This is a genomic window from Thalassococcus sp. S3 (assembly GCF_004216475.1).
Classification (GTDB): Bacteria; Pseudomonadota; Alphaproteobacteria; order Rhodobacterales; family Rhodobacteraceae.
In genome coordinates this window covers 3,708,155-3,722,268 of the sequence record NZ_CP022303.1, presented here as the reverse complement: position 1 = coordinate 3,722,268, position 14,114 = coordinate 3,708,155, and the positions used below count along the sequence as shown (strand labels likewise).

Sequence of the window (14,114 nt, the reverse complement as noted above, 5' to 3'; positions counted from 1 at the left end):
GACCTATGCGTACGTTTGATTTTGCTCCGCTTTACCGCGCGACTGTCGGGTTCGACCAGATTGCCGATATGATGGACCGGGTTCTGACCAACGATGTCAGCCAGCCGAGCTATCCCCCTTACAACATCGAAAAAACCGCCGATGATGCATATCGCATTTCGATTGCTGTCGCAGGCTTCGCGGATGCCGATCTGTCGGTGGAGGTGAAGGAAAAGTCGCTCGTCGTTTCGGCGCGGAAAGCCGAAGAGGACAAGGAGCGGACCTATCTGCATCGCGGCATCGCCACGCGCGCATTCGAGCGCCGGTTCCATCTTGCTGATCATGTCCGCGTGACCGGTGCGAGCCATGAAAACGGCATGCTCCACATCGATCTGCAGCGCGAAGTGCCCGAAGCACTGAAACCGCGCCGGATCGAGATTGCGAGCGGCGCCAAGGCGATCGAGACGGATGTGGTTGACGCCAAGGCCGTTAACTAACTGATCGCACTTTTGAGAAAACGGAGGCCCGGGGCGATGCCCCGGGCCATTTCTTTTGTTTGCCTCCCCTGAAGGGGAGGCGGCCTCCGGCGGGAGTTTATCTGGCAAGATGAAGGGTCACATCTGCCCGATCGAGAAGAACATCGTCTCACCGGAACTGTCGTCGACGCCGTCATTGTCGGTGACCACATAGGCGGTGCCATCCGGTGTGATGGCGAGGCCTTCGACCTTGTCGAGCACATAGCCGCCGGTCGAGGTGAGGTCGGGGATGAGGTCGCGCACCTCCTCCTTGCTGACGACGGGAAGCGCGGTACCGAGGGGCGCGGGCGTCATCTCGGCCAGGGGAATGCGGTAGATTTTCTTGGTGACCGCGCGGGCGTCATGCTGGTTGTCGCGTTCGATGACATAGATGTATTCCCCATGGGCCGTGATCTCTGAAAGACCGGTCCAGCCGGTTTCGGGCGTGGCCTTGCGGTAGTGAACGGCGCCCCACTCTTCGGTTTCCAGATCGTAGGCCAGGAGTTTCACGTGATCGGCCGGATCATCTTGCCATTCACGCTGGACTGCCATCCAGAGCATGTTGCCGACCTTTGTGATACCCTCGAAGCCGAAGCGGGTTTCGACGGCCATGAGTTCGGGCGGCAGGCCGATTTCCCGCTGGATCACGCCATCGGCATTCACGTGGTAGAGCGCATGAGGGATCACACCGTCGGTGCGGCCTTCGGATGCGACCCAGAATCCGCCTTGGCCATCCAACGTAATGCCTTCCACATCGAGTTTTTGCGCGGGAAAGCCCCCGCGGGTGATGCGGATCGCGTCGGTTATCTGCGCCGGTGTCTGGGACGGGTCGATGCGGAAGATCGTGGGTTGGTAGCCATAGAAGCTGTCGTTCACGGCGTAGAGCATGCCGCTCTCATCCGAGACCAGGCCAGACAGCGCACCCCAGCCTGTAAGCGTCTCCATCGCGGCGCTGGTGAGGTGAGGATAGGCCGCGGGCGCCTCCTGATATTCATAGATCATCACGTGGGACCGTACACCGCCATCCCCGATCAGGTCGGTTTCATTGGCCGACAAAAGGAGGTTGCGGGCGGGGATCGTGACATAGCCTTCGGGCCCCACGCCGGAGGGCAGAAGCTGCGTCAGCACCGGGGCGGCGGGATCCGTCGCGTCGTAGACGCCGATGATGCTGGCACGCTCGGCGCCGACAAAGATGAACGGCGTGCCGCCGAAGGTGTCGAAGGTTACGGATTCCGGTTCGACCCCTTTGCTGTCGGAGCGTTTGTCGGGGTAGTGGCCGATCTCTACGATGGCGTGTTCTAAGCCCGTGCCGTTTTCGTAAACGACGGTCCCGTCCTTGGAAAAAATCGTCCAGCCGCGGGAGCCACCTTCGTAGTCGCCCTCATTGGCGGTGGCAAAATGCTGGTCGTCGATCCATTTTACCGCATCTGGTTCGCGCAGGCGGCGGGGCTGGCTTTCCGTGAAGATAAGCGCGCCGCGCTCATCTGTGGCGTCAATGTTTTCCAGATCCACAGCGCCAGCGGAGAAATGACTTAGAATAGAGCCGTCCCGCGAAACCACGACGATATGGTTGTTTTCCTGAAGCGTCAGAACCGTCTCGCCCGCGCTGTTGATGTCAACGAATTCCGGCTCGGGGTCAGAGGGGGCGACGTCGGCAAGTCCGGTCAAATCGACGGTGCGGAGGCTGGTGCAGTCCAAACCGGCCGGGCCGATATCGACCATCACGAGAGCACCGGCGGGCATTTGCGGGATGAGCCCGTCATTAAGGTCCTCGTCCCGTTCATTTTCGATGGCCACCGCGATGAAGCTGCCGTCGGGAGCTGCGGCGATGCTGTCGGGCTGACCCCCCAGATCGCAGGCGGCGAGTTCGGATTTACCAGCGATATCAACTGCTTTCAGAAGGCCTGAGGGATCGGTGTAGCTTTCAGAGGTGTTTACCCCGACAAAGGCCGTTTCGCCGATCACCGCGACGGAGGTCGGCTCCCCCCGCAACTTGATCGTTCCCAGGGGGGCGGGATTGGCCGGGTCGCTTATGTCGATCAGGCCGATCACGCCCAAAGGACTGTCAGTGTAGACGAGCGTCAGGCCGTCCGCGGTGGCCGCGATGATCTCGGCAGAGCTTTCGCGGAACGTGTCGGCCCCGTCTTCCATATTGGCGATCACCGGGAAAGAGGCGATGCGGTTGAAATTCATCTCTGCAGCAGCGGGCAGCGCTGTCAGCGCGAGCGCAGAGGTCAGGCACAGCGTGCGGATGGTCATGGGCCACTCCCCTTCAGTTGGACTGAGTGGGGATTGGCCTCAGCCTGTGAAGCCCTTGTAACGGGAGCGTTTCAGTTTTGTGAAAAACCGCGTTTCAGACCGACATGCAGATGTATTTCATCTCCAGAAACTCCTCGATCCCGTGGTGGGAGCCTTCGCGGCCAAGGCCTGATTGCTTGACCCCGCCAAAAGGCGCAACCTCGGTCGAGATAATGCCGGTATTTACGCCGACAATGCCGTATTCCAGCGCCTCGGCGACCTTGTAGACCCGGCTGAGATCCTTGGCGTAGAAGTACGAGGCGAGGCCAAAGATCGTGTCGTTGGCCATGGCGATGACATCGTCCTCATCCTCGAACTTGAAGAGCGGGGCGAGGGGGCCGAACGTTTCGTCCTGTGCGACCTGCATGTCCTGCGTGACGCCCGTGACGATGGTGGGGGCGAAGAAATTGCCGCTCAAATCGTCGCGATCGTTGCCGAGGAGGATGGTGGCGCCCTTCGCCGTCGCATCCTTGATGTGTTCGACCACCTTGTCGGAGGCTTCGGCATTGATGAGCGGGCCCAGCTCTGTCCCGTCCTCAAGCCCATCGCCGACCTTCATCTCGCTGACGCGGGTCTTGAGCTTTTCGGCAAACGCATCGTATACGCCGGCCTGCACATAGATCCGGTTGGCGCACACGCAGGTCTGGCCGTTGTTGCGGAACTTGCAAAGGATCGCGCCTTCGACGGCGGCGTCCAGATCGGCGTCATCGAAGACAATGAAGGGTGCGTTGCCGCCCAGCTCCATCGAGCATTTCATCACCTGATCGGCGGCCTGGCGCAGCAGGATGCGCCCCACTTCGGTGGAGCCTGTGAAGGTCAGCTTCCGCACCGCCGGGTTTTCGCAAAACTCCTTGCCCGCATCGGAGGAGCGCGAGGAGGGCACGACGCTGAACACGCCTGCCGGGATACCCGCGCGGTGGGCCAGTTCGGCCAGGACAAGGGCGGAAAGCGGGGTTTCCTTGGCGGGCCGGGCGACAAAGCTGCAGCCGGCGGCGAGGGCCGGGCCCGCCTTGCGCGTGATCATCGCGTTGGGAAAATTCCACGGCGTAATCGACGCGGCCACGCCGATGGGCTGCTTGATGACTGTGATGCGCTTGTCGCGTTGGTGGCCAGGGATGGTCTCGCCGTAGATGCGTTTTGCCTCCTCGGCGAAGAACTCGATGAAGGAGGCGCCATAGGCGATCTCTCCTTTTGCCTCGGCGAGCGGTTTGCCTTGTTCGACGGTCAGGATGGTGCCCAGGTCATCCTGATGCTCCATCATCAGGTCAAACCACTTGCGCAGGACATCGGCGCGCTCTTTCCCGGTCCATTTGGCCCAGTCTTTCTGCGCGGCCTCCGCCTGCGCGATGGCGCCTGCGATCTGTGCGCGGCTGACATCAGCAACCTCGGCCACGACATCCCCACGGGCTGGGTTGGTGACATCGAAGGTGCCATCGTCCCCATCGACCCAGGCCCCCCCGATATAGGCTTGGGTGACCAAAAGGCTGGGATCCTTCAGCAGCGATTTCAGATTGGTTGTGGTGTCCAGCATGGCGCTCCCCTTTCGCTTTGTGCTTGGGCTGACTTTGTGCTTGGGCTGACAATGCAACTCTGCTTAGGTTTGTCCAGTTCCAGATCGGGGGTAAGGCATGGGTGAACTGGACGACGCATATGCAAACGGGGCCTATATCGCGGGGGCTGCCGATTATCCCCCGCGCTGGGCGGCGGAGGCATCCGCCTTTCGCGACGGGCTTGGCGCGCGGGCGGAGACCCACAGCTATGGTCCGGGGGAGCGGGAGGCCTTTGACCTCTTCCACCCGGAGGCTGAGGCGCGGGGCACAGTGATCTTCGTGCATGGCGGCTATTGGCGCGCCTTTGATCGCAGCAGTTGGTCGCATCTGGCGCAAGGGCCGCTGGCCGCAGGTTGGGCGGTGGCCATGCCCTCCTATGATCTGTGTCCGAATGTGCGGATTTCCGACATAACCCAGCAGGTCGCGCGCGCCACAGAGGCGGTCGCCGGGCTGACGCACGGTCCCCTCGCGCTGGCCGGACATTCTGCGGGCGGGCATCTGGTGGCGCGAATGCTGGCACCCGGCATGCTTGCGGCAGATGTTGCCGAACGGATTGCGACGATGCTTCCAATCTCCCCGCTGGCGGATCTGGAACCGCTCAGGTCGACGTCGATGAACGACGACTTTCAACTCGATGCAGAGGCAGCGCGGGCCGAAAGTCCGATCTACCAGCCAAAGCCGCGCGTGCCCGTGACGGTCTGGGTCGGGGCGGACGAGCGACCGGCCTTTCTGGATCAGGCCGCACTTCTGGCCGAGGTTTGGGAAAGCGGTCATGTCGTCTTGCCGGACAGGCACCATTTTGACGTGATCGATGACCTCGGCGATCCAGAAAGCCATATGACACAAGTCTTGACCGGGCAGGCGTGATCGTCCAACGGTTGCTGACGGCCAAGAAGACGATGGCGTCGTCTGAAGTGAAGGCTGCCATCCGTCCCACACGCCGGGACCTGTCCGCATCAGGAGGGTCTGAATGACCGACCGCCCAGATTTTCACCGTTTCCACAATGGCTCGAAGGTCAAGCTGCCGTTTGAGGAGTCCGAGTACGAGGCCCGTGTGAAAGACCTCCGCCGGCGCATGGCGGATCGCGGGGTCACCGCGGCATTGCTCACGTCAATGCACAATGTCGCCTATTATTCCGGCTTTCTTTACTGCGCGTTCGGGCGGCCCTATGCGCTGGTCGTGACGGAAACCGAAATGGTGACGATCTCGGCCGGGATCGACGCGGGTCAGCCCTGGCGGCGGTCTTATGGTGACAACATCACCTACACGGATTGGACGCAGGACAATTTCTGGCGGGCGATCCTGTCGGTGACGGGAACGGGCGGTATCATCGGCTATGAAGGGGATCATCTGACGGTGATCCAGCGGGACAAGCTGGAGGACTTCCTTGAACCGCAAGGTGTCGCGGGCCTTGCCCAGACCACGATGCGGCAACGCATGCACAAAAGCCCTGCGGAAATCGCGCTGATCCGAGAGGGTGCGAGGGTTGCGGATGTCGGAGGGTATGCGATCCGGGACGCGGTGAAAGCAGGCGCGCGTGAGATCGACGTGGCCATGGCGGGCCGCGATGCGATGGAGCTTGAGATCGCCAAATCCTTTCCGGATGCGGAATATCGCGACACATGGGTTTGGTTTCAATCGGGGCTGAATACGGACGGTGCGCATAATCCCGTCACAGCGCGCGTTCTAGAGCGCGGCGATATCCTGAGCCTGAACACGTTTCCCATGATTTCCGGTTATTATACAGCGCTTGAGCGGACCATGTTCGTTCAGGACGTAGACCCGGCGTCGCTGTCTATCTGGGAGGCGAATGTCGCTGCACATGAATATGGCATGTCTCTTTTGAAGCCCGGGGTGAGTTGCGCAGAGGTGACCCACCAGATCAACGCCTTCTTCGAAGAGCGTGATCTGCTGCAATACCGAAGCTTTGGCTACGGGCATTCCTTCGGCGTGCTCAGCCACTATTATGGACGCGAGGCCGGCCTGGAATTGCGAGAAGACATCGACACGGTGCTGGAGCCGGGCATGGTGATCAGCATGGAGCCGATGTTGACCCTTCCACAAGGCGCGCCGGGCGCGGGAGGATACCGCGAGCATGATATCCTGATCATCACCGAGGATGGTGCGGAAAACATCACCGGCTATCCCTATGGCCCAGAGTTCAACGTGGTCGGCTAGCCCTGATCGCGGAGCCGAAGCGCCCCGCCGGAAGGTGTTTCGCCAGGATTGCGCCACGCTCCGTTCGGGCCGGTGGGGATGTCGTGCCTCATGTGGGTCTTTGGCGACGTCTTGAAGTGACCTTAAGCCCTTATGCATCGAATTGGCCTTTCTCAGCTTCAAAGTCCGCGGTCCGGACTGCGGGCTTTCCATGTTGCGTCCCATTTGCCATGCTGCATCTGAGATTTCTTTTTTGGCAGATGTAAATCATATTAACATCACCTATATAAGGGCCAAGCGAATGGCGAACGGAGGATTTAATGGCGGATTTTGACGCGCTGGTGCGCGAGTCGCAGGCGCAGGTGGCCAAGAGCCAGGCGGATATCGAGGCGCTGACCAGCCGGATCGAAACCGCGCGGGAAAAGATCAAGGCGGGCGAGGATGCCAGCATCGATATCGAGAATGCGACGCTGGACGATGTGCATGCCCACACCGAAGTGATGAATGCCAACATCGCCGAGTTGATCATGGGGCTTGATGATGTGACCAGCGCATTCTCGAAGGATTTTGACGAGATGCGCTCGAAAACCGGCTGGGAGAGCTTTGTCGGCATCTTCTCCAGAGGCAAATCGGAGTCGATGCGGCAGGAACGGATGCGCACGGCCAGCATCGACGACAAGTTGCAGGATCTGATCAGCAAATCAGACGTGATCGTCCAATTGCTGGAAGGGCAATTGCAGCTTCTGGAAAGCCAGAAAGCCAAGGTGGAAACGAACCTGACCGAAACGCTGGATGAGCGGGAATTCACGGTGCAGGAGCTGGAGACGGTGCGCGCGGATATCCTGGCGATGGATCCCAAGATCATCGCGCTGGAGAACAAGATCGCGGTGGAACAGGACGCGGCAGAGCGCACCAAGCTTGAGACGGAGCTCGCCGATCTCAACAAGGCCTATAACGAGATGGTCCAGCAGGAACAGGTCAAGCTTGCCAAGTCCCAGACGCTGGAGCGCTATATCGAGAAGGGCAAGACCTGGGTGGATTCGCTCCAGAACCAGGCGGCCACGCAGATGGTGCTGATCAACAAGCTGCAGACGGATACCAAGCAGCGCGTGGTGCTTTATGATGCGCTTTCGAAGTCGCTCAAGACCGCCCAGCAACAGGACATCGCTCACCGGATCAACGAGATCGGGGTGAAAACCGATCAGGAGGCGCAAGGGGCGATGGCGGCCATCGGGACGGCGACGAACCAGAAGATGGCCGACATGCTGGAAGCGCACGAGGAGCACATGGTCTTTGCCCGCGACGTGTTGGAGGCCAAGGCCAAGGCGGACGAACGCTTTGCAAGGCGCTTCGCCAAGATCATCGAGAAGCATGACAAGAACCTCTACGGCGCGTGATTTGATGCTCAAAACAGATGTTCGGCTGACAAGCCCCCTCCCCAGGGGGGGAGGGAGGGGGCTGCGCGGCAAAGCCGCGCCGGTCTGCGGAACGAATGTTCTGCACCATGGACCTGTGCGATATGACTGACCTTGCTCCGAACGCGGTGGGTCTGACCGATACCTTCGCCTCACGTCGCTATTTCAAGAAGTTCGAGGCCATCACCGCGCATCTGCTGCGGGTGGCCGCGGTGATGGAGACCGATGGCCGGCTGAGCGAGCACGAGGTCAAGGTGCTGGCACGCTACGTGCAGAACCTGACTTACACCTTCCGGGCGCTCAGCATGAAATACCTCCTCGTCGGGCGCGATACGGGACGCTTCTTCGGCAGCCTTGCCATGGACAGCCAGGAGAGCGGCTTTCCCGTGGCGGCAGAGCTTCTGACCATGGCCAACGACGCCCAGCAGGCGGAGCGGCATTTGGAGAACATGCCTCCGGTTGACGAGATGAAGGACGAGATGGTCCGCACCATCATCAGCGACCGACAGATCCCCACCAAGCTGCAATTCGCATTGAGCCAGAGGCTCTATTACGAAGAACTGGCCAGGGGGGAGCTGTTCTGGGCGCAGAACGATCCCGAATGCCAGTGGCTGGGCAATCTGGAGGAACGCCGGCGGCGGTTCCTGCTGCATTGGGCGGTCTATGACAGCCAGATCAACCTGCCGGTGATCTACCTGATGGAGTTGGAAGATACCGGGAAGATCGCGTTGCCGAAAGATCAGAGGCGCTGGCCGGAAGTGCAGGCGCATCTGATGGCACAAAGTCTGGGTGGGCTGAAGCTGGTCACCATCGCACAGGGCTTCGATCAGGATTTCGACGACCTGCATCCCAAGCTTTTCAAGCGGCTGCATGTGGGACCGATGTATTCGAGCGCCTATACACGGCAGGCGGGTCCGCTGCGGTCGGTGCTGGAAGAGGCCCGCGCGCCCGAAGGGCAGGACTGGGCGCTGGTCTGGACCACCGAAGAGCTGGAAAGCGAGCGGGTGATGTCGGAACGCGCGGGCTGGTTTTCGAGCGTGGAGCGGCAGGTCTTCGCGCTGGACCCCTTTGGCGGGCGCGGGGCGGATACCGGGGCCACGCGGACGGAGCGCAACATCATCCTGCCCCAGCGACCCTACCAGGTGCTGGCCGAGAAGAACCCGCCCGGGTTCGCCGAGGTGCGCAAATTCGTGGTCAGCCCTCAGGGGCGGGTGTTGAGATATTAACTTTTATGCCTTCGGCGACCGTATTTGGATCGAGAAGAAGAACAGGGTTTCAGAGATGAGTTTGACCTCCGACCAGATGGAACTGCGCGAAACCGAGATCGTTGCGCATTACCCGGCGGCTCTGGCCCTGTTGCAGGGCTTTGATCACGCGCCACGCATTGCCGCCGCGACGACGCCCGCACCGGCGGAGGAGCGCTCGGCCGGCATCGGGACGCGGCGACGGTTTCGGAGCACGACGCCCGGCCTCGTGACAGAGCGCGCGGCCCGGTCCGAAGGCGTTCAGCTTCTCGCGCGCATTGCCGAGGTCGATGCCGAGGAGGCGCTGACCTCGCCCGCGCAGGCCACGGTGATGCATGCCCTGCGCCGGTCCGTCGCCATCTCTCTGGCCGTGGCGGAGGCCTATGCCAGCCAGACCGCCCTTGCCGATCTGAAGCGGGCCAATCTCGCGGGCAGCCTGGCTGCGGGCAAGAAGACGGAGTTCACTGAGTTGCTTGCCGCCGAGGCGCTGATCACGGCGCAGGTTTTCGGCTGCGCCATCGCGCAACTCATGGCGGCGCATCAGGGCGAGATCACGGTCGAGGTGGGCGAGGTCGAGGAATTGCTGACCGAAAACGGCCAGCTTGCCCTGCACGGCCTGCTTTGGGAACTGGATCAGGACCTCGCCAGACATGCCAATGATGACGCACATCTGATCGGCACGGTCACCGCCTTTGCGGAACAGGTCATGGAAAAGACGGCCCTTCGCGCCCAGACCGCGCCCCGGCTGGAGCCGTTCCGGGCGGCCTCTTGGAAGGTCGAGGCCGACGATCTGGTGATCCGGGGGTTCGAGCCGGCCTCGAAAGCCAAGGCCACGACGCTCACAATGACCTTCAAGCAGCCCAACGAGGTCGTGGGCAACCATATCGCCAAGTATCAGGCGATGAAGCTCGCCAAGATGCTGATGGCCTATGATTTCGACCGGCGGCTCAACCCCTTTGCCGAACTGGGCGGGTTCATATTCACCTTCATGGGCGACGGGGCCCCGGGAACGGGCAAGACGACGCTGATCCAGATGATGGCCGGCATGATCCATGACTATTGCCAGATCGCGGGCTACCCGTTCCGCTACCAGAACCTGAGCACAGACAATATCGACAGCTATCAGGGCAAGTCTGGGCAGAACGCGAAGGCTTTCATCAACACCGTCATCGATCCCACGGTGATCGGCTTCGGAACCATCGACGACATCGACCAGTTGGCCGGCAAGCGTGGCGACCGGCAGTCCTCGGCGGGGCAGCTTGAGATCACGGCGGTGCTGATGGAGAGCTTTGCTGGTGCCAATACGGTGGTGCGGGGCAACTGTACCTTCGGGATGTTCTCGAATTATCCCGAAAACGTGGATGATGCGCTGCGGCAAAGGGCCGGAGCGCGGTTCCTTGTCGATGGGCCGCAGACGCGGGAGGATTACATCGACATCCTCTACCTGCTGATGGGGAAAAACCACGACATCCCGCTGGGGCAGCATGAGATCTATGCCGCTCAGGAGATCAAGAAAGCCGTGGCCGCCAGCTTTGAAAGCCATGCCAGACCGCAGGAGCAGGGCCTTATCCGGGTTTACGAGAGGGTCGCACAGGATTTAGGTGCCCTTGATACGATCGCGAAGCTCGGAACCTATCTGAAGGGCATTCAGGAGGCTGACGAACGTTTCACGGGGCGCGCGATCAAGAACATCACCGACGCGGTGAAGGTCCGCGCGATGGATTTCGAATTGCCCGATGAGTGGATGGAGGAGCCCGATCTCTTCCTCTTCAAACCCTATGACGAGAAGAAAGGCATGATCGAGGAACTCCGCCATCCGATCACGGTGGAGATGGTGATCCAGGAGATCAACCGATACGCCGACAGCGAGTTTCGCTATGCCGACAAGTCGGATGAAGTGGCCATCGAGGATGCAGTGCGGGACATGGGCCGGATGGAAGAGGCCAAGCGGCGGTATCTGGAGGGGAAAGGGTGAGTGCGCAGCAAGGGGCGTGGACATGATTGTGACGCTTGTCCTCTGCGTGGCCGCAATCGGGCTTGGCTTTGCAATCGCAAAGCCCACGGCGCGGCGGGGTGTTGGGATCTTTCTGGGCGCGGTTTCGCTGCTCTTTGCGGGATCGTTTGGGATCAACGCGGCGCGGGGGTTCGAGGGGTTGCCTTTGGAGGAGTCGCTGTTGCTCTTTGAGGGGAGCCTGACGGCCTATCTGGTCTTCAACGCGCAGCTTGCCTATCGGGACTTCGCGTTGCCCCTGCTGCTGTTGGCGAGTGTGACGCTGTTGCAGATGCGGCGGGTCAAGGTATGAGTTTCGACACTATCACACTCGCCAATACCGGGCTGCCGCTGATCCTGGTGGGCCTTGCGGCTCTTCTTGTGCCGCGCCTCTTCGTGCCGCGTGAAACGCGTTCTCATCGGCGTTTGGCGGGTGGCATCACGATGAGTGCGGGGCTTTTGCTGGTCTTGAGCGGGGTGCTTCTGGCGCTCTTCGACGACAGGGATTTTTCTGCAGGTGCGGCGATTGCGGGTACATTTGGATTGATGCTCTACTACCTGCAAAGCGCGCTGGGCTTTGCGCTCCTCTGGCTGCCGATCCTCGCGCTGGTCTGGTTCGGGATGGCGCAGCGGGTCGAGCGGTTGCGCAGCGAAGATGGCATGCGGGAGGGCGGCGCATGAGGCGGCTTATCGAAAAGGGGCTGATGTTCGGCAACCTCGTCCATGTCGAAAGCCCCGTTCTGGTCGAACGCTACAACCGCGCACTGGAGCATCTGACCGGCAAGCGCACCGCGCTTAGCGACTTTCACATCGACATTTCGGGTTTCGCGCCGGAGATCGGAGAGGAACTGGACGATCCGCTCTATCTCAACCATGCGGGTGTGAACCGCCAATTCATCCTGCTCACGACCGAACAGAAGCGCGCGCCGCTCTTGAATGCCAAATTCTCGACGTCCCGTGGCATCCTGCGGAAGTTCATCGAGGAGAACGAGGCGCAGCTTTTCGCGCTGACCGCGAAGGATGCGGTGGCGGGCGAGATGGTGAATTCGGTCTATGACGTGTCCTCGCCGCGCAAGCTCTTCGATATCCGCAAAATCGAGATCGAGGCGGATACGACGGGCGGCACGCTGCGCGATGTGGACCGGCTGGCCGGGATGGTGGACCGGTTCAAGACCGAAGAAGATGCGTGGTTCGACGATGTGCTGATCGCCGAGATGATTGGGCTGGCGGGCAAGACCGGGGACATCGCGCGCAATCCGGTGCGATTGAAGGAGATGTCCTTTGACCAGCGCAATTTCTGGACGGCGCATTTCGGGGGGCTCTACCTGTTTCAGGAGATGGACCATCCCGCGGCAATCGCCTCGCAGGACCGCGCGGCGTTGGGCGACTTGCCGACGAAATACGTTTTTGATCTGAGCCAGCGGAACCGGATCGCCAAGTTCTTTGAGTACAACGATCTGGTGGAGCCGATTGTGAAGGCTCGTGGTGTGGATGCGGCGGCGATCCTGCGGCAGAAGATGGATTTCATTCTGGTCGACGTCGCCGCCGAACGGGACATTGACCTCACCGGAGCGACCCGCGCCGATATGCGCCGGCTGGCCCGGCGGCATGCGGACGATCTGCCGGAGGCGTTTCACGGTCTGGCGGCGATGTTGCGCTGGGCGGAAGGGGGCGGAGACTGGCCGCGCATCAGTTCCGACCACCCGGCCTATTTCTACACTTTGCGCGCGGCGGCACATCCGGATGCGGATCTGGTCAACATGCTGCTGGCGGAATTAACGCAGATGGACGTGCGTCAGCTTTTCATCTGCCACAAGGATCTTTTTTATCGCCTTTATGCCGGCTGGCCCGATGCGAAACGGGCCTATGTGGTGGACTTTCTGGCGCGTGAATACCAAGTCGACAAGGCAGGCGCGCGCGCCGCGCTTTTCGGGCATGAGCCCGATATGGCTGACCCCGCTCCCCCGCCGAAACGCCCCAAGCGTGACATGATCGCACGGGTCGGACCCTGGGGCGCCATGAGGAGACTTTGAATGATTGCACTTGGTCGCATGGTATTGATGCTGCTGGCTTTTCTGACAGTCGTCTATGTGTGTCTGTCGCTTTATTCCCGCAGCGTGCGGCGCAAAAAGCTGGAAGAGGCGTGGCATACCGAAGGGCACAGCGGCGACAAGGAAGCATTTGTGCGTGCCGGGCTTGAGGAATATGACGGCTCCATCCGGCGCAAGCTGATCCTGGGCGTATACGTTGTGCCGATCACGTTGATCGGCGTGCTGATCTACGTCACGAATTTTATGTGAGGACTGGACATGGTCTATCTCAAGTGGACGTTCTGGATCGTTATCTGGACCTTTATCGCGGCCTTTTTCCACTACACCCTACCCCAGCGCGATATCGTGCGTATCCAAGGGACCGAGATCATTCGTCAGGATTTTTCGGGCTTTAACAGGATATTCTACGCCCAGGGGGATACCGGCAACGACGAGGCGGTGCAGAACCGGGATCTGCGGTTGATCAATGCCACCCGTGCGAATGGCCGGATCATGGTCTACCGCAACGAGGATACGGGGTTTGGCTGGCCGCCCTATTTCAAGCTCGACAGTTCCAACCTGCAGGCCGAAGCGCAGGCCGCTGTCTCGACCCGCGCCAATCCGGAATGGTTTCTGATGACGCATTATGGCTGGCGGAACGAGTTTTTGACGATCTATCCCAATGCGATCAGCCTTCGCCCGATTGACGGGCCAGAGGTTGGAAAGCCGATCAATTGGGTGAATATCGTGATCCTGACGGTCTTTTTTGCGTCGGTCTACGCGATTTGGGTTCGCTGGCGCCGGTTTCGGGCCGCACGCATTGATCCGACGCTCGAAGACATCGCAGATAGCTGGGAAGCCGCCGGTGATGCCGTTGACGAGCGTCGCGGGCGATTGCGGCGTTGGCTGGATAGCTGGCGCAGCAAATAGGTGCG

General features: G+C 60.9%; 13 protein-coding genes. 11 read left to right on the top strand and 2 right to left on the bottom strand.

Annotated features, from left to right (window positions below):
• The first annotated feature begins 5 nt into the window (after window positions 1-5).
• Window positions 6-476 (top strand): Hsp20 family protein, encoded by a 471-nt coding sequence (locus CFI11_RS18290; RefSeq protein ID WP_130408533.1) that lies wholly within the window; start codon window positions 6-8, stop codon window positions 474-476.
• 117 nt (window positions 477-593) lie between these two features.
• Here CFI11_RS18290 and CFI11_RS18285 read toward each other — a convergent pair whose 3' ends face one another.
• Window positions 594-2,753 (bottom strand): esterase-like activity of phytase family protein, encoded by a 2,160-nt coding sequence (locus CFI11_RS18285; RefSeq protein WP_130408531.1) that lies wholly within the window; start codon window positions 2,751-2,753, stop codon window positions 594-596.
• A gap of 94 nt (window positions 2,754-2,847) precedes the next feature.
• Window positions 2,848-4,323 carry an NAD-dependent succinate-semialdehyde dehydrogenase gene (locus CFI11_RS18280; RefSeq protein WP_130408529.1) on the bottom strand — a complete coding sequence of 492 codons (1,476 nt, stop codon included), beginning with the start codon at window positions 4,321-4,323 and terminating at the stop codon, window positions 2,848-2,850.
• A 97-nt stretch (window positions 4,324-4,420) separates the two neighbouring features.
• On the opposite strand from CFI11_RS18280, the gene CFI11_RS18275 reads away from it, so the two are divergent.
• The 10 genes from CFI11_RS18275 (at window position 4,421) to CFI11_RS18230 (ending at window position 14,109) form a co-directional block, all read left to right on the top strand.
• The gene (locus CFI11_RS18275; protein WP_130408527.1) at window positions 4,421-5,209 is read left to right on the top strand and encodes an alpha/beta hydrolase; all 789 of its coding nucleotides are present in this window, start codon (window positions 4,421-4,423) and stop codon (window positions 5,207-5,209) included.
• Window positions 5,210-5,312: 103 nt separating this feature from the next.
• Entirely contained in the window at window positions 5,313-6,521 is a 1,209-nt protein-coding gene (locus tag CFI11_RS18270) for a M24 family metallopeptidase (protein WP_130408525.1), read from the top strand.
• A gap of 299 nt (window positions 6,522-6,820) precedes the next feature.
• On the top strand, window positions 6,821-7,897 hold the full coding sequence (locus CFI11_RS18265; RefSeq protein ID WP_130408523.1) for a hypothetical protein: 1,077 nt from the start codon (window positions 6,821-6,823) through the stop codon (window positions 7,895-7,897).
• Window positions 7,898-8,019: 122 nt separating this feature from the next.
• Window positions 8,020-9,141 (top strand): hypothetical protein, encoded by a 1,122-nt coding sequence (locus CFI11_RS18260; protein WP_130408521.1) that lies wholly within the window; start codon window positions 8,020-8,022, stop codon window positions 9,139-9,141.
• A 55-nt stretch (window positions 9,142-9,196) separates the two neighbouring features.
• Window positions 9,197-11,134 (top strand): ATP-binding protein, encoded by a 1,938-nt coding sequence (locus CFI11_RS18255; RefSeq protein ID WP_130408519.1) that lies wholly within the window; start codon window positions 9,197-9,199, stop codon window positions 11,132-11,134.
• Window positions 11,135-11,156: 22 nt separating this feature from the next.
• Complete coding sequence (locus CFI11_RS18250) at window positions 11,157-11,462, top strand: hypothetical protein (RefSeq protein ID WP_130408517.1); 306 nt, start codon at window positions 11,157-11,159, stop codon at window positions 11,460-11,462.
• Entirely contained in the window at window positions 11,459-11,830 is a 372-nt protein-coding gene (locus CFI11_RS18245; protein ID WP_130408515.1) for a hypothetical protein, read from the top strand. The genes CFI11_RS18250 and CFI11_RS18245 overlap by 4 nt, the downstream gene beginning before the upstream one ends.
• Window positions 11,827-13,182, top strand: coding sequence for a DUF6638 family protein (locus CFI11_RS18240; RefSeq protein ID WP_130408513.1), 1,356 nt, complete (start codon window positions 11,827-11,829; stop codon window positions 13,180-13,182). The genes CFI11_RS18245 and CFI11_RS18240 overlap by 4 nt, the downstream gene beginning before the upstream one ends.
• Complete coding sequence (locus CFI11_RS18235; RefSeq protein WP_130408511.1) at window positions 13,183-13,449, top strand: hypothetical protein; 267 nt, start codon at window positions 13,183-13,185, stop codon at window positions 13,447-13,449.
• Window positions 13,450-13,458: 9 nt separating this feature from the next.
• Window positions 13,459-14,109, top strand: a complete 651-nt coding sequence (locus tag CFI11_RS18230; protein WP_130408509.1) for a DUF1523 family protein — start codon at window positions 13,459-13,461, stop codon at window positions 14,107-14,109.
• Window positions 14,110-14,114 lie beyond the last annotated feature (5 nt).